This is a genomic window from Anaerobacillus sp. 63XJN7_5_ISO-PGPR-S23-430 (assembly GCF_056173695.1).
This window is the reverse complement of the sequence record NZ_CM149686.1, coordinates 1,866,431-1,887,049: the sequence shown is the minus strand read 5'-3', so window position 1 is coordinate 1,887,049 and position 20,619 is coordinate 1,866,431. Positions and strand designations below refer to the sequence as shown.

Annotated in this window: 18 protein-coding genes; all 18 read right to left on the bottom strand. The window is 41.6% G+C overall.

Annotated elements, in window-relative coordinates; genetic code table 11:
• Window positions 1-2: 2 nt before the first annotated feature.
• The 18 genes from ymfI to AC0VYJ_RS10045 all read right to left on the bottom strand — a co-directional run bounded on the left by ymfI (window position 3) and on the right by AC0VYJ_RS10045 (window position 20,597).
• Window positions 3-713: an elongation factor P 5-aminopentanone reductase gene (ymfI, locus tag AC0VYJ_RS10130; RefSeq protein WP_475367290.1), complete on the bottom strand. Its 711-nt coding sequence runs from the start codon at window positions 711-713 to the stop codon at window positions 3-5.
• A gap of 83 nt (window positions 714-796) precedes the next feature.
• Entirely contained in the window at window positions 797-2,083 is a 1,287-nt protein-coding gene (gene yfmH / locus AC0VYJ_RS10125; protein WP_194221450.1) for an EF-P 5-aminopentanol modification-associated protein YfmH, read from the bottom strand.
• 2 nt (window positions 2,084-2,085) lie between these two features.
• Window positions 2,086-3,363: an EF-P 5-aminopentanol modification-associated protein YfmF gene (gene yfmF, locus AC0VYJ_RS10120; RefSeq protein WP_475367289.1), complete on the bottom strand. Its 1,278-nt coding sequence runs from the start codon at window positions 3,361-3,363 to the stop codon at window positions 2,086-2,088.
• 570 nt (window positions 3,364-3,933) lie between these two features.
• The gene (locus tag AC0VYJ_RS10115; protein ID WP_194221448.1) at window positions 3,934-4,896 is read right to left on the bottom strand and encodes an ABC transporter permease; all 963 of its coding nucleotides are present in this window, start codon (window positions 4,894-4,896) and stop codon (window positions 3,934-3,936) included.
• Window positions 4,896-5,954: an ABC transporter permease gene (locus tag AC0VYJ_RS10110; RefSeq protein ID WP_475367288.1), complete on the bottom strand. Its 1,059-nt coding sequence runs from the start codon at window positions 5,952-5,954 to the stop codon at window positions 4,896-4,898. Before AC0VYJ_RS10110 ends, AC0VYJ_RS10115 begins: the two co-directional genes overlap by 1 nt.
• A complete protein-coding gene (locus tag AC0VYJ_RS10105) occupies window positions 5,951-7,480 on the bottom strand; it encodes an ABC transporter ATP-binding protein (protein ID WP_475367287.1) in 1,530 nt (509 codons plus the stop codon). The genes AC0VYJ_RS10110 and AC0VYJ_RS10105 overlap by 4 nt, the downstream gene beginning before the upstream one ends.
• A gap of 137 nt (window positions 7,481-7,617) precedes the next feature.
• A complete protein-coding gene (locus AC0VYJ_RS10100; protein ID WP_430242620.1) occupies window positions 7,618-8,715 on the bottom strand; it encodes a BMP family lipoprotein in 1,098 nt (365 codons plus the stop codon).
• A gap of 366 nt (window positions 8,716-9,081) precedes the next feature.
• Window positions 9,082-10,305 (bottom strand): ISL3 family transposase, encoded by a 1,224-nt coding sequence (locus AC0VYJ_RS10095; RefSeq protein ID WP_475367286.1) that lies wholly within the window; start codon window positions 10,303-10,305, stop codon window positions 9,082-9,084.
• A 128-nt stretch (window positions 10,306-10,433) separates the two neighbouring features.
• The gene (locus AC0VYJ_RS10090) at window positions 10,434-12,785 is read right to left on the bottom strand and encodes an FtsK/SpoIIIE family DNA translocase (protein WP_475367285.1); all 2,352 of its coding nucleotides are present in this window, start codon (window positions 12,783-12,785) and stop codon (window positions 10,434-10,436) included.
• Window positions 12,786-12,896: 111 nt separating this feature from the next.
• The gene (locus AC0VYJ_RS10085) at window positions 12,897-13,124 is read right to left on the bottom strand and encodes a YlzJ-like family protein (protein WP_194221444.1); all 228 of its coding nucleotides are present in this window, start codon (window positions 13,122-13,124) and stop codon (window positions 12,897-12,899) included.
• Window positions 13,121-13,870, bottom strand: a complete 750-nt coding sequence (locus AC0VYJ_RS10080; protein WP_194221443.1) for a ClpP family protease — start codon at window positions 13,868-13,870, stop codon at window positions 13,121-13,123. The genes AC0VYJ_RS10085 and AC0VYJ_RS10080 overlap by 4 nt, the downstream gene beginning before the upstream one ends.
• Window positions 13,871-14,025: 155 nt before the next feature.
• The gene (gene dapA / locus AC0VYJ_RS10075; protein WP_475367284.1) at window positions 14,026-14,892 is read right to left on the bottom strand and encodes a 4-hydroxy-tetrahydrodipicolinate synthase; all 867 of its coding nucleotides are present in this window, start codon (window positions 14,890-14,892) and stop codon (window positions 14,026-14,028) included.
• Between the two features lie 23 nt (window positions 14,893-14,915).
• Window positions 14,916-16,169 (bottom strand): aspartate kinase, encoded by a 1,254-nt coding sequence (dapG, locus tag AC0VYJ_RS10070; protein WP_475367283.1) that lies wholly within the window; start codon window positions 16,167-16,169, stop codon window positions 14,916-14,918.
• Between the two features lie 19 nt (window positions 16,170-16,188).
• Window positions 16,189-17,235 carry an aspartate-semialdehyde dehydrogenase gene (asd, locus tag AC0VYJ_RS10065; RefSeq protein ID WP_430242630.1) on the bottom strand — a complete coding sequence of 349 codons (1,047 nt, stop codon included), beginning with the start codon at window positions 17,233-17,235 and terminating at the stop codon, window positions 16,189-16,191.
• A gap of 132 nt (window positions 17,236-17,367) precedes the next feature.
• The gene (locus AC0VYJ_RS10060) at window positions 17,368-17,961 is read right to left on the bottom strand and encodes a dipicolinate synthase subunit B (RefSeq protein ID WP_194221439.1); all 594 of its coding nucleotides are present in this window, start codon (window positions 17,959-17,961) and stop codon (window positions 17,368-17,370) included.
• On the bottom strand, window positions 17,958-18,860 hold the full coding sequence (gene dpaA / locus AC0VYJ_RS10055; protein ID WP_475367282.1) for a dipicolinic acid synthetase subunit A: 903 nt from the start codon (window positions 18,858-18,860) through the stop codon (window positions 17,958-17,960). The genes AC0VYJ_RS10060 and dpaA overlap by 4 nt, the downstream gene beginning before the upstream one ends.
• A gap of 105 nt (window positions 18,861-18,965) precedes the next feature.
• On the bottom strand, window positions 18,966-19,208 hold the full coding sequence (locus tag AC0VYJ_RS10050; RefSeq protein ID WP_194221437.1) for a YlmC/YmxH family sporulation protein: 243 nt from the start codon (window positions 19,206-19,208) through the stop codon (window positions 18,966-18,968).
• A gap of 147 nt (window positions 19,209-19,355) precedes the next feature.
• Entirely contained in the window at window positions 19,356-20,597 is a 1,242-nt protein-coding gene (locus AC0VYJ_RS10045) for a M16 family metallopeptidase (protein ID WP_430242634.1), read from the bottom strand.
• Between the last annotated feature and the right edge of the window lie 22 nt (window positions 20,598-20,619).

Genomic DNA, 20,619 nt, shown 5'->3' with positions numbered 1-20,619 from the left:
TTTTACAGCCAGGCACCATCAACTGAAATAATTTGTCCGCTTATGTAAGAAGCTTGATCGGAATCTAGAAAAGAAATAAGCGATGCCACTTCCTCAGGTTGTCCAGGTCGTCCCATTGGAATGTCATCGACTAACAATTGTTCGTCCTCTCCTGTCAAACGCGCATTCATTTCAGTTGTAATATAGCCAGGTGCCACAGCGTTCACTCGAATTCCGCTTGGCCCTAACTCTTTCGCAAGACCCTTTACAAACGCATTTAGTCCGCCTTTAACAGAGGAGTAAACAACTTCACATGATGCGCCTGTTAATCCAAATACAGAAGAAACAACAATAATTGAACCGCTTTTCTTTCGTACCATTTCATTGATATAGTGCTTTGTAAGCTTAATGGACGAGGTTAATTGCAGCTGAATCATCGCTTCAATTTCTGTATCGGACATATCAGTTAATAAACCAAAAAAACTGTTGCCAGCGTTTAGAATAAGGGTGTCGATGCCCTGTACTTGCTCTGTTAAGTGACGCGCTCCATCCTTACTAGCTAAATCCGCCTGTACTGGAAATAAATTCGCCTCGGGATAAGCTGCCTTTAATTCAAAAAGAGAACGTTCATTTTTGTGATAATGAGCGTATACCCGCTCCCCTTTATGAATATATGCAGCAGCAATGGCCTTACCAATCCCGCCGCTCGCCCCGGTTATTAAAACATCTTTCACTAAGTATCTCCCTTTCTTTAAACTCATCTCATCACTAATTTTCAATTTAAAGATCAGTGAAAAAGCACCCAGTTGGGTGCTTTCTAGGATTTTGGAACGACCTGACATACTGTAAATGATTCTTCAGCAAAGTGTCCCTTAACCGCCTCTTCAATGTCTTTCGCTGTAATTGACTCAAGCATTGGAACAACTTCAAATAAATCCATGTCATTAAAGCGATAGCGCGTGAATTGATTCGCAATAAATTCTGGAGAATTTAATGCTCGTAAGAAACTACCGATCTTTTTCTTACGGATTCGCTCGAGCTGATCCGTATCAACTGACTCATTCTTAAACGATTGAATCATTGAAAACAAACGATCTGCTAGCTCATCTGGTGAGCTTGTATTGCTTCCTAAGATGGAGAAACCGAATTTCTCTTCTTCTGTAAAATCATACGAAAAGCTCTGATCAATAAGTCCTTCATTATAAAGCTTCTCGTAATTCTCCGAGCTCTGTCCGAACATCAAATCAAGCGCAAGATTAATGGAAAGCTCGTGCTTCAGAAGATCCTCTCCCTGACGCCCTGGATTTGGTTCTTTAAATCCAACGAGGCACTTCGCCACTTGTACAGACATCGGAAGAACTTTCTTCTTCTCTGCCACCTTTTGAGGTTCCTCATCAAAAAATCGTTCAATCGGTGGCTGATCTTTGTAAGATTTCGCCGCCTGATTTTTCTCTACAAAGGACATGATTTCATTCGGTTCCACGGCACCAACAACGAATAGCACCATATTTGATGGATGATAGAACGTTTCATAGCACGTATATAAAGATTCTTTCGTGATTTTGGCGATGGATTCGATCGTCCCAGCAATATCAATTTTAACAGGATGATGATGGAACATATTTTCAATCACACCAAAATACGCGCGCCAGTCGGAATTGTCATTATACATTTCAATTTCCTGACCGATAATCCCCTTTTCCTTTTCAACACTTTGGTCACTAAAGTACGGATCTTGAACAAAATTAACAAGTGTTTCAAGGTTTTGCATCACGTTCTGTGTTGTTGAAAACAAGTAGGCCGTGCGTGTAAACGACGTAAAGGCATTTGATGAAGCACCTTGTTTACTAAAATCTTGAAACACATCCCGATCTTCCTTCTCAAACATTTTGTGCTCAAGGAAATGAGCAATGCCATCGGGAACTTGAACATTCTCCGAACCGTTTAATGGTACGAAATGATTATCAACCGAACCATATTTTGTCGTAAACGTTGCATAAGTTTTGTTAAAACCTTTTTTCGGAAGGACATACACATCAAGTCCGTTGTCCATCGTTTGGTGGTAAAGAGTCTCTTGTAGTTGGTTAAATGGAATAGTTTTCATGATTAAGCCTCCTCGCCTTTTAAGAAATAAACGGTATCAAGCTTAACCTTATCCGCAACTGCTAAAATGTCCTCTTTGGTTACAGCTTCGACTCCGTCGAGCCACTCCTCAATGGTGCGTAGCTTTTGAGAAACGACACCATGGTAAAGAAGTTCCACCATGCCCTTCGCATCATCGACGGTTTCAAGAAGCTGATTACGAATCATTGTTTTCGTTTGCTTCATTTCTTCTTCATTAAATTCGCCATTTCTCATCGCTGTAAGCTGTTCTTTAATGATATCAACCGTTTTCTTATAGTTTTTAAATTCAATTCCTGACATCACGATAATTAAACCTTTGTGGCTTTCATAACGTGAAGCTGCATAATAAGCGAGACTTTCTTTCTCACGCACGTTTCGGAACAGCTTAGAATGCGAGAAACCGCCAAACATACCGTTAAACACTTGAAGAGCAAAATATTCATCGTCAGCATACCCAACGCCTGAACGAAAGCCCATGTGAAGCTTTCCTTGCTTAATTTCCTGTGTTTCTAAAATTTCTTTCTCTTCTACATCAAGTGACGCTTTTTGTGTCGCCTCAGAGCCACGATCTGTCCGTTCTTTAAAAGGAAATAGTTCCTTAACGACCTCTTCAGCATGAACTCCCTCTAAATTGCCAACTAAATAAAGATCAATCTCATCTTCAGCACACACTTTTTTGTAGAAATCATAAAGAGATTTAGCCGTTACGCGATCGACTTCTTCTTTCTCCCCATATACATGAAGTCCAAACGCTTCGTTTGGAAACATTTCTTGCGTAAGTCTCATATTAGCAAAACGCATCTTATCATCATAAATAGACTGAATGCGCTGTTTCATCGTACGCTTTTCTTTATCCACAATAGAAGAATCAAAACTAGTTCCATCCGTTTTTGGATTCATGATTACTTCTGAAAGGAGAGAAAGAGCTTTTTTGAACAAAGGTTCATCTTCCGAAAGGAACTTCTCATTCGCAAAATCCATCCGGAACGTCATAATATGAAAATCGCCCTTCTTAGCAAGATCCACACCAAGCGTTGCACCATAAAGCTTCTCAAGCTCAGTCCTCACCGCTTTAGACGAAGGATAATTCTCCGTCCCGCTTTGCAACACATGAGGCAAAAGAGCCCTCTCCGTTACCGTCTCTTCAGTCAAACGCGCCTTAAATTGAACCACTACCGTTGTTGTTTTATATTTATCCGTTTGTATCCTATGTAGCGTCAAACCGCCGCACGAGGTTTTCTCATGAGGGATAATAGCCATTGACCTCACTCCTTTTTAAAATCCATTAACTACCATCAGAGGAAACTGAAACTTACCCCCTTTATACCATAGTATGTGTAATAGTGTAAGCAATTAGTACTTTTTAAAAGAAAAGCGAAGACGAGCGTTTAGAAACGGAGATATTGGAGCTCTTGAACTAGAACACGCTTTTTGTGTTCTGGTGAAAGAGTGAAATATCGCAGTTTCTGCGAGTCGTAGCTGGATCAAGAAAAGCGGAAGTGAGCGGTTAGACACGACAGGCACTGGAGCTCTATAAATTGAACACGGTCTTTGTGTTCGAGTTATAGGGCGAAGTGACCAAGTGTCTGCTCACTGCAGCTAGACACGAAAAGCGAAGACGAGCGTTTAGAAACGAAGATATTGGAGCTCTTGAACTAGAACACGCTTTTTGTGTTCATTTTTATGGCTGAAGCGATCGAGAGGCTGGGCGATGCAGCTAGGAACGTTTAAAAACAAAGATTAAAATCCTAGAACCATCTCCCCCCCCCCCCCCAAAAAACTACTCATACGAAAAAGCTCTTCGTTTTCACGAAGAGCTTCGCCCCGACGTTATCGCTTTCCTTTCTCATACGGCTCGCCAATCGCTTTTGGCGCATCCGCTCGTCCAACTAGACCTGCAAGGGCAAGAATAGTTAAAACATAAGGAGAGATTAGAAGATAAACTTCTGGAATTTCTTTTAAACCAGGAATCTGCTGTCCAGTAATACTGAGCGACTGAGCAAGACCGAAGAAAAGGGCTGCTCCCATTGCGCCAAGCGGATGCCACTTCCCAAAGATCATAGCAGCAAGTGCCATAAAACCTTGTCCAGAAATCGTTGCGTGGCTAAAGTTACCGGCAATCGATGTCGCATAAACTGCACCACCAAGACCAGCAAACCCACCACTTAGCATAACCGCTACATAGCGCATTTTTGTCACGTTGATTCCCATCGTATCAGCAGCCATCGGGTGCTCCCCAACAGAGCGAAGACGAAGACCAAACGGCGTTTTATAGAGAACCCACCATACGACGAATGCTAGCACGATCGCAATGTATGACGTATAATACGCACTTGAGAAAAACAATGGTCCAATAAACGGAATGTCACTTAAGAAAGGCACATCCGTTTTATAAATACGTTCCTGAATAATTGGCGTTTGACCAGCGTCAAAGATTTTCTTCACAAGGAAGATTGCAAGACCAGCAGCTAGGAAGTTAAGGGCTACGCCACTTACAACCTGATCAGCTTTAAGCGAAATACTTGCAACAGCATGAAGCAAGGAGAACAGCATTCCAACGATAATCGCTACAACAAGTGAAAACCAAGGTGAAGCTGCCCCCATTCCCCACTGTTCGCCTAGAATTGTAAATAACGCACCCGTGAAAGCCCCCATTAACATTAAGCCTTCTAGTCCAATGTTAACAACACCTGACCGTTCACTGAATACTCCACCAAGAGCAGTGAAAATCAGGGGAGCTGCTGAAAAAATAGCGGCAGGAATAATGAGCTGAAGAATCTGCATAAAATCCATTAAATTTTCCCCCTTTTGCTCACCCTGTTGCTGATCCAGTGAATCAAGTAACTGGATGCGACAAAGAAAATAATCATCGCAATCACGATTTCAACTAACTGTGTTGGTACCTGTGCCACAGACTGCATGTTGAGAGCTCCAATTTTCAGTCCGCCAAATAACGCTGAAGCAAGAACAACACCTAGTGCACCATTTGCACCAAGAAGCGCAACTGCGATTCCGTCAAATCCAACTCCTGTAAAGTCAGCCATAACGGTCATATAGCCGTATGTGCCAAGCCCTTCCATTGCCCCAGCTGCTCCTGCAAAAGCTCCGGAGATAACCATAGAAAGGACAATGTTGCGTTGAACATTAATTCCTGCATATTCTGAAGCATATTTATTAAAACCAACCGAGCGAAGTTCGTACCCTGTCGTCGTTTTCCAAAGAAGGAACCACATAATAATTGCTCCGATAATCGCCACTACAAAACCATAATGAAGACGTGAAAAATCCGTAATCGATTCTAGTAACGGAGATTGCAACGAAGCCGATGCATTTATTTGATCCGTTCGCTCGCCAGGAGCAAGTAAATACGTACGAATAATCGCGTTCACAACATGAAGGGCTACATAGTTCATCATGATCGTCGTAATAACTTCATGTACGTGATATTTTGCTTTCAAGAAACCAGGTACAAATGCCCAGAGAGCTCCGGCAAGACCTGCCGCTAAAATAGCGAGTGGAATGTGAACAATAGGACTTAGTCCTTCAAATTGTAAACCAATATAAACCGATGCAAGCCACCCAACTAATAGTTGGCCTTCTACTCCGATATTAAACAGCCCTGTACGGAAAGCAAACGCAACCGCTAGACCAGACAAAATAAGCGGCGTCATTTGCCGAACGGTTTCACCCATTACATACGTATTGGAGAATATCCCGTTAAACAATGCTGCGTAAGCAACAATCGGGTTGTATCCACTAACAAGCATAATAATACCGCCAACGAGTAATCCTAGAGCTACTGAAAGCAACGGCACTGTAATGCCAGACCATTTCCCTTTTAATAACTTCATGAAGTCTCACCAGCCTTTTTGCTCTTTGCACCAGCCATCAAAAGTCCAAGCTCTTGCTCAGTTGTTTCTTCTGGCTTGACGATCGCCACTATTTTCCCTTCATAAATAACCGCAATACGGTCACTCACATTCATAATTTCTTCAAGTTCAAAGGAAATAAGAAGAACTGCTTTTCCATTGTCACGTTCTTCTACTAATTTAGAGTGAATAAATTCAATCGCACCTACATCAAGTCCACGTGTAGGCTGTGCCGCAATCAATAGATTAGGACTTCGATCGATTTCACGTGCGATAATGGCCTTCTGCTGGTTCCCACCAGAAAGCGCACGAGCAGGCGTCATCTCACTTGGGGTCCGCACATCATACTCTTTAATTAATGATTTCGCCTTATCCATAATGGTTGAAAGATTTAAAATGCCATTTCTAGAGAAGGGTCTTTTATAATAGGTCTGAAGAACCATATTTTCGCCAATCGAAAAATCTAACACAAGCCCATGCTTATGCCTATCCTGTGGAATATGAGCAATACCGCTTTCCGTTACACGACGCGGTTTCCAATTTGTTATGTTTTTTCCGCTAAGATTGATACTTCCAGATTTTGATCTACGTAATCCTGTAATCGACTCAATTAATTCTGATTGTCCATTACCATCTACTCCTGCAATCCCGACAATTTCTCCTGCACGGACAGTTAAGTTCATACCGTTTACAACTGGTACTTTACGTGCATCTTCTACTACAAGGTTACTGATCTCAAGCGTTGCATTAGAAGGCTCTGAAGGCTTTTTCTGAATTGAAAAATTTACTTCACGTCCGACCATCATAGAAGCTAATTCATCCTGATTCGTATTCGCAACATCAACAGTACCGATCCCGACACCTCGACGAATAACAGTACAACGATCACTTACTTCCATAATTTCTTTCAGTTTGTGTGTAATCAGAATGATTGATTTCCCTTCAGAAATCAGCTTTTTCATAATTGTGATAAGTTCTTTAATCTCCTGAGGAGTTAACACTGCAGTAGGCTCGTCAAAAATTAAGATGTCTGCTCCACGGTATAGCGTTTTTAGAATTTCCACACGCTGCTGCATACCTACGGATATTTCTTCAATCTTCGCATTTGGATCGACTGCAAGACCATATTGCTTTGAAATAGCTTCTACATCTTTAGCAGCCTGCTTTAGATTAACCTGACCTTTAGCAGTTGGCTCATTCCCAAGAATAATATTCTCCGTTACGGTAAATTTTTCAACAAGCATAAAGTGCTGGTGAACCATTCCAATTCCGAGTTCATTCGCTACATTTGGATCTGTAATATTAACCTTCTTACCGCGAACGTGTATTTCGCCTTTTTCAGGCTGATAAAGACCAAACAAAACATTCATCAAGGTTGATTTCCCTGCGCCATTTTCACCAAGAAGGGCATGGATTTCCCCTTTTCTTAGCTGTAACGTAATATTGTCATTTGCCACAATCCCAGGAAATTCTTTACGGATATTTCTCATTTCAATGACGTATTCCATGTAGATGCCACTCCCTTATCCAAAGCATGAAACAAAGGCTAGTCTATGAAAATACTAGCCTTCGTCCCATATTTGGCTATAATGTAGGTGAGATTTCTAGAAATCCATCACGCTCAGAAAACGTAATGGACGATCTCTTATAGAGAGCTTTCGAATTCTTTGTACTCATCGTCAGTACTTGGAACTTCCAATTCGCCGCTCTGAATTTTCTCTTTATACTCTTCTACTTTTTGTAGTGCTTCTTCAGATACATTTTCTTGTGATTCAGCAATACCTACGCCATCTTCTTCAAGACCAAACTCTGTAACTTTTCCTCCTGGGAAGTCGCCGTCCATTGTTTGCTTGGAAACTTCAATAACAGCTGTATCCACACGCTTCACCATAGAAGTTAGCGTTACGTTCTCAGGCATTCCTTCTTCATGCTGATCACGGTCAACACCGATAACCCAAACTTTTTCACCGTTTTTCGCACGGTTCTTCGCTTCAGTGAATACGCCATTTCCTGTTCCGCCAGCAGCATGATAAATGATATCCGCGCCTTTATCATAAAGAGTACCTGCAATAGCCTGTCCTACTTCTGCTGCGTTGAAATCATCCGCATATTGTGTGAAGATCTCAGCATCAGGATTAACGGATTTCACTCCGGCTTTAAATCCACTCTCAAACTTCTTGATTAATTCAGAATCAACTCCACCGATAAAACCAACTTTGTCAGTTTCAGATTGCATTCCAGCGATAACTCCTACTAAGAATGAACCCTGGTGCTCTTTGAAAGTAATACTTGCTACGTTCTCCATTGGCTCGCCATCTTCCGTTACAGCTACACTATCAACAAGAGCAAGCTGAGAATCTGGCTTTTGTGTTGCAATTGTTTGAATATCTTGTTGCATAAGGAATCCGATTCCGAAGATCAAATTATAATCTTCACGAATTAAGCCTGAAAGGTTTGGTTGGTAGTCACTTGCTGCAGTTGACTGAACATATTTAAAACCTTTGTCTTTCTCAAGTCCATTATCTTTTCCAAACTGCTGAAGACCTTCCCAAGCAGATTGGTTAAATGATTTATCATCCACACCGCCTGTATCAGTTACCATCGCAACTTTAAAGTCGCTGCTTTCGCCTTCACTGCCTCCGCCGCCAGAACTTTCATTATTCGTATCTCCCGTTCCACAAGCTGACAAAAGCGTACCTGCAGCTAATACAGCTGACAACATAAATCCGTACTTCTTCTTCATCTTAATCCCCCTAATGTTTTTTAAACGCCGCCCGCTCTCTCTTCTCTCTATCGAGCTATGCTTTGTTTGGTCGCGTTTTCATTGCCCAATAAAAAATAATATGCATGAGAAACGGCTCTGAAACACGCATGAAATATTTTTGAAAAAATAGTCATATTTCGACAATAACTATACCATTTTCAAGGAGATAAAGGAATAGTTTTTTGAAAAAAAGCCCGATTACCAATATTTAAAATGATAGAATTTCTAACACAAATGGCCAATTCTTTTCGTTTTTCTCATTCCGATTTGTCGTCACTAGGATAAAAACACATAAAAAAAAGGTTCTAAATCAAATGTTGGGGTAGGAGATTCATCTCCTACTCCTTATCCTAGTTGAAAATGACGAATTTTTTTGTACTGATGATGTAAAAGGATCTTTCTTCGTAAGCGGTCATATCGCTTAAAACCAAAGGCATTTCGCTTAATGACCTTCGTTTGATTGTTTAAACCCTCGATAAAACCATTATTATAGTTCAAGGCAAAACTATTCAGGACTTCTGGTTGCCAGTTCTTAAGTGTTTGAACGGCTTGTCTGAACTCCTTCATATTCGCTGCTTCAACCGTTTTGTAGTAATTATACAGAGACTGTTTAACTTGGTTAGGATTCTCTTGACCGATTCGTTTCGCTTCCTCAAACCAGCTTCGAAACGCTTCTTTTAACTCGTAAGCCTTTCGTAATTCCTCGGATAATCCAAGGTAACGGTCCAGATACCACTTTTGTTTCTCACTCAACTGCTCATATCGCTTGTAAAAAACATGCTTCATTCGCTTGCACTTTTTACGGTCATAATCATGGAAATTCTGTTGAACTCTTCTTCGTACACGCTCTAATGCCCAATAGATGTAGCGACAAAAATGAAAGCGATCAGCCACGATGATTGGCTTTCCTAGTGCCTTTTGAACAGCTGACTTGAAGGCATAGCTCATGTCCATGATCACCACTTCAACTCGCGACCCCTTCTTGCGAAGATAGTCCTTTACGGTCTCAATGGAGCGATTAGGAAGGATATCCAAAGGCTGCTTTGTATCTCCATCCGCAATGACAACTTGATATTTTCCTTCATCGGTATCTCCTTTATATTCATCAATAGCGATGACACGAGGAAGATCACTCACTTCTTGAAGCGTTGGTGCGGCGACTTCATCAAACCGCCTTATCGCAGTTGAATGCGACGTACGAAATTGGGCTGCGGTATCCTTGAAATTCTTCCCCTGTACCACGCGTAATCCCAGGGCCTGATTCCATTCCTTTGAGTGACGCTGATAGCGATTGACGATCGAATTCCTTTCAGCGAATCGTTTCCCACAGGCACACACATAACGGCGCTTGCGATAAAACAAAAAAGCTGTTCGCTCAAATACTTTAAGGTGTTGTACTTTCTGAGTCCGATAATCATGAACACGTACAGTCCATTCTTCACATTGGGGGCACTGGTGCGCCTTCTTTGGCACTTCAATATGAACATGATACTGGCCATTAATGGCTTCCATTTTCGATACCATCACTTCTTCTAATCCGGGTAAATTCATGTTAAAATGCACGTACACGCAACTCCAATCTTTTTCTTGTTTCTCGTCAATTCAAGTTTAAAAGATATAGGAGCTTGCGTGTATTTTTGTGCTTCATTTTCTTAAACCCCAACAAATATTATAGAGCCAAAAAAGAAGCACAACCCTTAACTGGATTGTGCTTCTTCCCCTTTACTAACGAGAACTTCACGAGGTTTACTGCCCTCATAAGGTCCTACGATACCTCGAGCTTCCATAGCATCGATTAATCTTGCTGCTCGGGTGTAACCTATTCGAAATCGTCGTTGTAGCATTGATACCGAAGCTGTTTGCATCTCGGTTATCAATTGAACAGCGTCATCATATAAATCATCATCTACTTCCGGCTGAGCTTCCTCAGGCTTATCTGTTGGTATCATTTCTTCCTGATACTGAGCTTTTTGCTGGGCAATGACAAAGTCAACGAGTTCTTCTACTTCCTCATCAGATAAGAAGGCACCCTGAACTCGTTTGGGTTTATTCGCCCCTACAGGAAGGAATAGCATATCCCCTTTACCTAGCAATTTCTCTGCTCCACCCATATCAAGAATTGTTCTTGAGTCTGTCATGGACGAAACGCTAAAGGCAATACGGGATGGAATATTAGCTTTAATCACCCCTGTGATAACGTCAACTGACGGACGCTGTGTCGCAATGATTAAATGTATTCCCGCTGCTCGTGCCATCTGTGCGAGTCTTGTAATCGCATCCTCTACATCGCTTGACGCTACCATCATTAAATCAGCTAGCTCATCCACAATAACAACAATATACGGTAGTGAAGGCTGCTTCGCCTCTGACGTTTCATTATGACGCTTAATATGATTGTTATACCCTTCGATATTCCGCGTACCAGTATGTGAGAATAGCTCATAACGACGCTCCATTTCACTCACAACCTTTTTCAAAGCCTGTGAAGCTTTCTTCGGATCCGTTACGACTGGTGCTAGAAGATGAGGTATACCATTGTATACGTTAAGTTCAACCATCTTAGGATCAATCATCATCATTTTAACTTCATGAGGCTTGGCCTTCATCATAATGCTTGCAATAATACCGTTGATACACACACTTTTACCGCTTCCTGTTGCTCCTGCAACTAGTAGATGGGGCATCTTAGATAAATCGGAAACAACTGCTTCACCTGAAATATCTCTTCCGAAACCAATAGATACTTTCGATTCGTGCGATTGGTATTCTTTTGATTCCAATACTTCCCTCAATGTAACCATCGCGACTTCAGAATTCGGTACTTCGATCCCTATCGCAGATTTACCTGGGATCGGTGCTTCAATACGTAGGTCCCGTGCAGCAAGAGCTAGTGCCAGGTCATCTGTTAAGTTTACAATTTTACTTACTTTCACACCTGTATCAGGATATACCTCATATTTCGTTACCGCTGGACCAAGATGAACCTTCATTACTTTGGCTTTTACACCAAAGCTCTCAAACGTCTTTTCTAATTTACGAGCGTTTGCGGAAATTTGCTGACGTTCATTATCCTGCGACACCTTCTTTGGAGGCTGCAGTAAAGATAAAGATGGAAGACGATAATCTTTGTTTTCTAGCTCGCCAACTGTTAGCGACTGAATTGGGGTTCCATCTGCTGCTTCCTTAACAGGTTCACCATCTTTACTTTCTTCTGTCTCTTTCTCCACAGGCGTTTCTGACTGTGTTGGATATGCACTTTCAGTAAAGGTTCGAATCTCAGGCTCAAATGGCGCCTCTTCTTCTGATTCATCCTTACTTGTTTGAGAGACGTCATACGTTTCCTCAGGCTCCATGGATGCTTCTTGTTCTCTTAATGCAGCCCGCTGTTCTCTCTTTTCTCTTCTTGAATTTTTACTTTCTGATAGAAGTGATTTCGCTTCATCATATGTGTTTAATACAAAACCTTTAATCCAAGCAAGGGCTTTACCTAGTACATCACTAAACGATTTACCCGTAATCAAGACAAAAGATAGTAAAATCAATAGAAAGGCCATTAGCTGCGTTCCTGTTGCATCAAAAAGTCTGTAGCAAAAGGCGAAGAGAAGCGCACCGATCATGCCCCCGCCAAGCGGGCTAGTTTCTGATGGATCGCTAACGTCCATTCGGAAGAGTTCATATGTATTAGCAATAACCGATGGACTATCCCATTGGCCCTGACGAGAAAGTGTTTCAAATAAGCCGACGTGACTTAATAACAGAAATGAAATGCCTAGTAAATAAAATCCTGCTAATCTTCTTGTCCAAAAGGCTGGGAGCTTCCTCTTCACAATTAAATAACCTGCGAATATCACAAGGCCTGCGATAATTAGTCCATACCATTCGCCTGCAAAAAAGCGAAACATATGGTAAATCGCTCGTCCAACTACTCCCATTTTCAAAACACCTAAAACGGTAAAAGCCAGAACCGTTAAACCGATAAATTCAACTTTGACTTGGGATTGCCAGGCGGCCTGTTTCTTTGTTGTCTTTTTTCTTTTTCGTTTTGCCATTATCTCACCTCTATACAAGCCATAGCTGGTGAAAAAAGCAGCCATTTCAGGCTGCTTTTTGTTCACCAATCTATTCCTAGTATACCACATCTTCCCGTGGTCCTATAGGCTCTATTTCAGTGGAGAAGTGGATAGCGTTAACATTTGACCAGGCTGTGTTGCATCATTGAGATAGTCCATGGGATCTGTGCTAAGTACCTGCACTACCCTACACTCTGTCAGAGACGTTCGCTCGACAAGAAGTTGGACTCCGTTCCATTCGATGATCTTCTGCTGCTCATAAACACTCTGATCAGGAGGGAATACTGCTTCATTTGGTAGGATGGTATAAAGAATCATTGGACAAGATCTCCTTCCTGCTCTCCCTTATATTCCTCCATTAATTCATTTAGCTTCTTCATTGCTGGACCAACAGCCCCAACTTCATCGATCAAACCATAGCTCACAGCATCTTCACCCACTACGTTTGTTCCGATATCTCTCGTTAAATTTCCTCTTGAAAACATAAGCTCTTTAAACTTATCTTCTGTAATATTCGAGTGCCTTGTCACAAAACTAACAACTCGCTCCTGCATTTTATCGAGATATTCAAACGTTTGCGGCACGCCGATAACAAGACCTGTTAGTCGAACAGGATGAATCGTCATTGTTGCCGTTTCTGCGACAAACGAATAATTTGCAGCAACCGCTATTGGCACTCCAATTGAATGTCCACCACCAAGGACAATCGAAACAGAAGGTTTCGAAAGGGAAGCAATCATTTCAGATATAGCAAGTCCTGCTTCTACGTCTCCCCCTACTGTATTAAGAAGGATCAGCACACCTTCAATCTTAGGGTTTTGTTCGATTGCCACAATTTGTGGGATAAGATGCTCATATTTTGTTGTTTTATTTTGTGGTGGCAGCTGCACATGTCCTTCAATTTGTCCGATAATAGTTAAACAATGAATATTAGATTGATCCATCGTTGGCACGTTTGTTTGGCCAAGCTGCTGAATTTTATCAACTAGCGAAGATTTTGATTGGTCGTCTTTTTTAGGTTCAGGATCCTGACCTGGGTTTTCATTGCGATATTCACTGTTCATACTGGTACCCCTTCCTTACTCTGGTACTAGTAGTATGAACGAGAGGCGATTTTACCATTCATGAGATAGTCTGAAAAAAACGAACTTAAAAGTGCTTACTTTTCAAAAAAATATCCGTGCAAAAAAAAACGGATGCATAAGCATCCGTTCTAACATTATTTATTAAGCGCAGCGGCTAGTGATGAGCGCTCCTCTGCTGTTAGAGGAATCATCGGTAGACGTACACTTCCTACATCCATACCCTTTAGCTGAAGAGCTGTTTTAACAGGGGATGGGCTTGGTGCTTTAAAGAGCTCATTCATAATTGGCAGGATTTTTTGATGAACCGCTGCCGCTTCCTTAACTTCCCCAGATTGATAAGCTGAGATCATCTGTTGCATTTCATTCCCAAGAACGTGTGACGCAACAGAAATAACGCCATCACCACCGATAGAAAGAATCGGTAAAGTTAAGCCGTCATCTCCACTATAAACAGAGAAAGACTCTTCTGTGCGCGTAATAATATCTGTAATTTGGTCAAGATCTCCACTTGCTTCTTTAACAGAAACAATGTTGTTGATCTTAGAAAGCTCAACAATTGTGTCTGCCGTCATATTCACAACAGAACGACCAGGAATGTTATAAATCATTACTGGAAGCTTTGTTGATTCTGCGATCGCTTTGAAATGCTCATAAAGACCTTTTTGACCAGGCTTACTGTAATAAGGGGCTACGATCATAATCGCATCCACGCCTGCAGCTTCTGCCTTTTTTGTTAACTCGATCGATGCGTGCGTGTTATTACTGCCTGTTCCTGCAATAATCGGTACGCGGCCATCAGCGATTTTAACAGAATGCTTAAAGAGCGCCACTTTTTCTTCTGAAGAAAGCGTTGGCGATTCGCCAGTTGTACCCGCTACAACAAGACCTTCTGTTCCATTATTAATTAAATAGTTGACCAATTGCTCTGTCTTCGCAAAATCCACGTACCCTTTGCGATCGAAAGGGGTGACCATTGCGGTTAGTACTTTTCCAAAATTCATTTCTTTCACTCCTTGCCTATCACTTAAAGCTGATCCATCATCTGTTCCATTTCTTGCCCCGGCTCCAGATGAAGATAAAACGTTTCGTGCAGCGCATTAACTGCTGCTGAAAGGTCAGTCTGTCTCACAAGAACCCAAATCGTTGTATGAGAATCAGCTGACTGTAAAATATCAATGTTTTCTCGCGCAAGTGATTCCACAATCTTTGCTGTTACGCCAGGAACACCACTCATTCCAGCTCCAACTGCAGATACTTTCGCACAATTCTCGATGACTTCAGGCTCGTAGCCCATTTCATTTAGCGTTGCAACGGCTCTGTCGGTCATTTCCTCCATAACCGTATAAACAACACCCGTTAAGCTGATGTTGATGAAATCAACGCTGATCCCCTCACGCGCCATAGCTTTAAAAACGTGTGACTGAAGATCATATTGTCCTTCTTTCGCATACACTTTAATTTGGGTTACGCCGTTTACATGAGCTATACCCGTAATTAAACGATCTATCACCTGTTCACCAGTCGTTTTTCCTGTAGCAGACGTGACGAGCGTACCTGTCGAAGAAGAATAAGTTGACCTAATTCGGAGCGGTATCTTCGCCTGCATAGCAATTTCAACTGCGCGAGGGTGAATAACCTTCGCACCTTGATAAGCCATATTACAAACTTCGTTATATGTCACGATGGAGAGAGGACGTGCTTTCTCAACAATTCTTGGATCAGCTGTCATAATACCTTCTACATCCGTAAAGATGTCTACCCATTCAGCTGAAAGGGCAGCACCAAGCGCAGCTGCTGACGTATCGCTTCCACCTCGACCAAGAGTCGTTACATCGCCGTCTTTTGTGACGCCCTGGAAGCCTGTCACAACGACAACATCCATCATTTTCAGCTCTTCCAGTAGTCTTTCTGACTTCATTTCAAGAATTCTTGCTTTGCTATGCTCAGCCGTTGTCATGAAACCTGCCTGACCTCCGGTGTAAGCTGTGGCTCTCAATCCTTCGCCTAAGAGGAGATTTGAGAATATGACAGAAGAAATACTCTCACCACAAGATACAAGTAAATCATATTCTCTTGAAGTGACCTTCCGTTCTCGATCACCAATGAGGCCAAGAAGAGTGTCAGTCGCGTATGGATCACCTTTACGACCCATTGCTGAAACGACGACGACAACTTTATATCCATCGCTCACTGCATCTTTAATATGGTTTACAGCTCTCAGTCTGCCGTCTTCACTTTTCAATGAAGTACCGCCAAACTTCTGCACGATGACTTTCATTTAGAACACCTTCTTATGTCTATTTCAATATATTTAGGGCTGCAAGGCTTTCAGCAATTTGAACAGAATTCCACGCTGCCCCCTTCAGTAGATTATCAGAGACAATCCACATATGGAAGCCATTTTTTTGATTTAGATCTTTTCGAATACGACCGACAAAAACGTCCGATTTCCCAACAGCATCAACGGGCATCGGATAAACCTGGTTTGCAGGGTCGTCTTTGAGCGTTACACCTGGTGCGTTACTCAATAGTTCTTTCATATCTTCTACTGTTACATCATCATGACCAATTTCAACATAGACTGATTCAGCATGACCTGTTTCAATTGGTAGTCGCACACAAGTAGCTGCAACATGAAGCTCTGCATCATGCATGATTTTCTTCGTTTCATTTATCATTTTCATTTCTTCATAAGTAAATCCGTTGTCTTCAAATACATCGATTTGTGGGATGGCATTGAAAGCGATCGGATAGTGCTGTTTATCACCTTTAACAGGCAAAATTTGTGGCTCGTAGTCCTCACCATTTAGCACCGCTTTAGACTGCTCTTTCATTTCAGTAACCGCATTTGCACCTGCACCTGAAACAGCTTGATAAGTAGAAACAATAATTTTAGTAAGGCCATATGTTTGTTTCAGCGGCTCAAGAGCTGCGACCATTTGAATGGTTGAGCAGTTTGGATTCGCAATAATCCCTTTGTGATCATTCAAATCCCCTTCGTTCACTTCTGGTACAACAAGAGGTACTTCTGGATCCATACGGAATGCACTTGTGTTATCTACAACAATCGCTCCGTGTTTAACTGCTTCTGGAGCAAGAGCTTTTGATACACTGCCACCAGCGCTAAATAACGCAAGCTGAACCCCTTCAAATGCTTCAGGAGTGGCTTCTTTCACCGTTACTTCCTGACCCTTAAACGTTACTTTTTTACCAGCAGAACGTGATGATGAAAGGAGCGTTAAGGTCGATATCGGAAAATCTCTTTCCTCTAGTGTTTTGATCATTTGTTGTCCGACTGCGCCTGTTGCTCCAACTACTGCTACATGATATTTTTTCCCGCTCATGACTTATTCTCCTCCCATATTCCATTCAAAATCCATCACAACAGAAGGAGAAACCGAGGTTTCTCCCCATTCCTGGTGATTTTATTCTCTATTCTATCATAAACCTATCTTAAAGAAAGATAAATCAATTGGCTAATCCAAATACCTTTCGATTAAAACCGGCTGAAGCTGTCTGCCAAGAAGTGCTTTTTCAACAGTTTCCCTTAAAGATGGCATCCGTGCAACGAGTGAATTTGGTTTTTTAACTGGATCATCTTGACCAAATGGAATGAAATAAATATTCTTCGTCGACATTAATCTTAAGATATTTGTACCATTTAATCCTAGCCCATCGTTAGTAGAAATGCCTAACACAACTGGTTTTTCATTACGCAAAGTTGCTTTTGCCCCCATCAATACAGGAGACTCTGTCATCGCATTCGCAAATTTACTAATAGAATTCCCTGTTATTGGAGCGATAACCATACAATCAAGTGGTGTTTTGGGACCAAATGGCTCAGCCTTTACGATCGAATTAACTGCTTCATTACCTGTTATTTCCTCAATACGAGCGATCCAGTTTTCTCCATCGCCAAAGCGAGTATTTGTATTCATGACCGTATGTGAAACAAATGGCGTCACCTTAGCACCTAGTTGAACAAGTTCTTCTATTTGTGGAACGACCGCATCATACGTACAGTGGGAACCAGTTAATCCAAAACCAATGTGCATACCTTTCAAACTCATGGAGTGTTCTCCTTTCCATTCTGAGACCGCTCAATTAACAGCTGTGTCAGAACATTAGCGATGATTTTTCCGGCCGTTTTTGGAGCCACAATACCAGGCAGGCCTGGCGCAAGAAGAGCTTTAATTCCTCTTTTTTCGGCGTATCGAAAATCAGTACCTCCGGGCTTAGAAGCAAGGTCAATCACGAGCGTATGAGACGGCATTTTAGCAATAACTTGAGATGTGACGATTTGTGCTGGGATTGTATTAATACATACATCTAAATGGGATACTTGGTTCACGAGATCAGATAAATGAAACGGTTTTAATCCCATCTCCGCAATTCTCGCGATATGCTCTGGTTTTCTAGCCCCAACACTAACATTTGCCCCTAATGCATTAAATGTTCTGGCAACTGACATCCCGACTCGACCAAGACCTAGAACCGCAATATTTGATTGATGAATGGTAATATCCGTATGCTGAATAACCATCATAACAGTACCTTCAACAGTCGGAATAGAATTATAAATGGCCACATCATCTCGTTCGAATAAGCGAACTAACGTTCTAGATGCTTCAGCCACCATCTCATTTAGACAGCTGTTACTGATTCCGCTATATACCGTACAATGGGCTGGCGTTTGTTTAAGTTGATCTGCTGTTAACACTACTTTTTCATTTGAGAAGATCGTTTCAACTTCTCCTTCGATCGTTGTTCCACTGACTGGAAGGACAATTGCATCAAGGGTCGTTAGCTTCACTTCATCCAATGTGCATTTCGTTGCACCTGTAAAGCCATGATCAAGCTGATCGAATCCGATTAAATATAAATCGGCATTCAATTCGGTTAACTTTCGAATAATTTCAAGCTGGCGGGCATCACCGCCAATAACAGCGATATGTTGATTCGTTAGCATCGTTCCTCCCCTTTCCTTTTCCACGTCTTACTACGGGGATTATTGTAATTTCTCAACATTCTATGTGGTGTATGCCCGCTTGGTGAATCAAGAGGTGTACCAGTTTTAACCCTTTTGATGATTTTGCAAAATGATCATATCTCTTCCAATCGTTTCTATGTGCTCCCATGGAATCGTAATTTCTTGTTCTTTGCGTTTTAACCCCATCCACGACGATTTCGGAATGATCAATTCTTTTAATAACCCTGTTTTCTCATCAAACAATAGATCAGTTTGCCCAAGCACACCAAGCTTCCGCCCTTTTTCTATATCGATAAGCTCCTTACCGCTAAGCTGACTTAATCTCATCATATGTCCCCCTTTAAACAAATTGATGAAAGTCCTATCGTAAACCACTATCTAATAATACGTTCACGTTATATACCATAGTCTATGAGTAGTTTATTAAAGGAAGACATGAAAAAACCCGCCTTATAATTCGACGGGTAAGCGTCCTTAGGATTTCATACCACCTGGTAATTGACCGTTTGGACTAATAAGCGAGCATGAAAATTCATCAGTAAACATCGAATGGATCATACTGTTTACGTTCTCATGATTAACGCTCTCAATATTCGTAATAATGTCATCGAGTGAACGATGTTGGTTTAATAGCAATTCATTCTTACCATTTCGGCTCATACGGCTGTTTGTACTTTCAAGACTGAGCATCAAGTTACCTTTTAGCTGCTCTTTGCAATTCTTCAACTCTTTCGTTGTAATGCCATCACGCTTAAATTCCGTTAAAGTCTTCTGGATAGTCTCATATAAGCGATCCAGCTGGTTTTGAGCTGTACCTGCATAGATCGTTAATAACCCGCTATCCTGATAAGCAGAATGATAAGAAAAGACTGAGTAAGCAAGTCCTTGATCTTCACGAACATCCTGGAAAAGACGACTGCTCATGCTTCCACCGAGCACATTGTTCATCACAATGAGACTATAAATATCATCTGTACCAAACGGAAGTCCAGCGTACCCAAGACATAAATGGGCTTGCTCCGTTTCCTTCTGGCGAGCGATTTGTCCTGAATGAAATTTCGGAGCGAGTACTTCAGGTTTTCCAGCAGGAGTTTCCCAGTGTTCAAATGCATTCTCTACTTTATGCATGAACGATTCATCAATATTTCCTGCAATCGAAACCACAATATTATCCGGTGTGTAATGAGTTTGCATGTAATCACGAAGCGTGTCACCTGAGAATCCTTTTAACGTCTCTTCTGTTCCAAGGATCGGCATCGCAAGCTCATGATCCCCATAACTTGCCTGACTCAGCATGTCATGGACAATATCATCTGGCGTATCTTCATACATTTTGATTTCTTCGTGTACAACATTCTTTTCTTTCGCAAGCTCTCCAGCTTCAAATGTTGAATGGAAAAACATATCAGTTAATACATCAAGAGCATAATCTGCGTGCTCATCAAGAACTTTTGCATAGTAACAGGTGTACTCTTTTGATGTAAACGCATTAACTTGACCGCCAATGCTATCAAAGGATTCCGCAATATCTTTTGCACTGCGCTTATCCGTTCCTTTAAAAAACATATGTTCAAGGAAATGTGAAACGCCATTTAATTCTTTCGGTTCAAAACGAGAACCAGTTCCAATCCAAATTCCGATAGCAACTGAACGGACTGTTGGAATATTTTCTAGTACTACTCTGACACCATTTTTACAAGTTACTTTATTTATCAAACCTGTTCCTCCTGTATCGAGC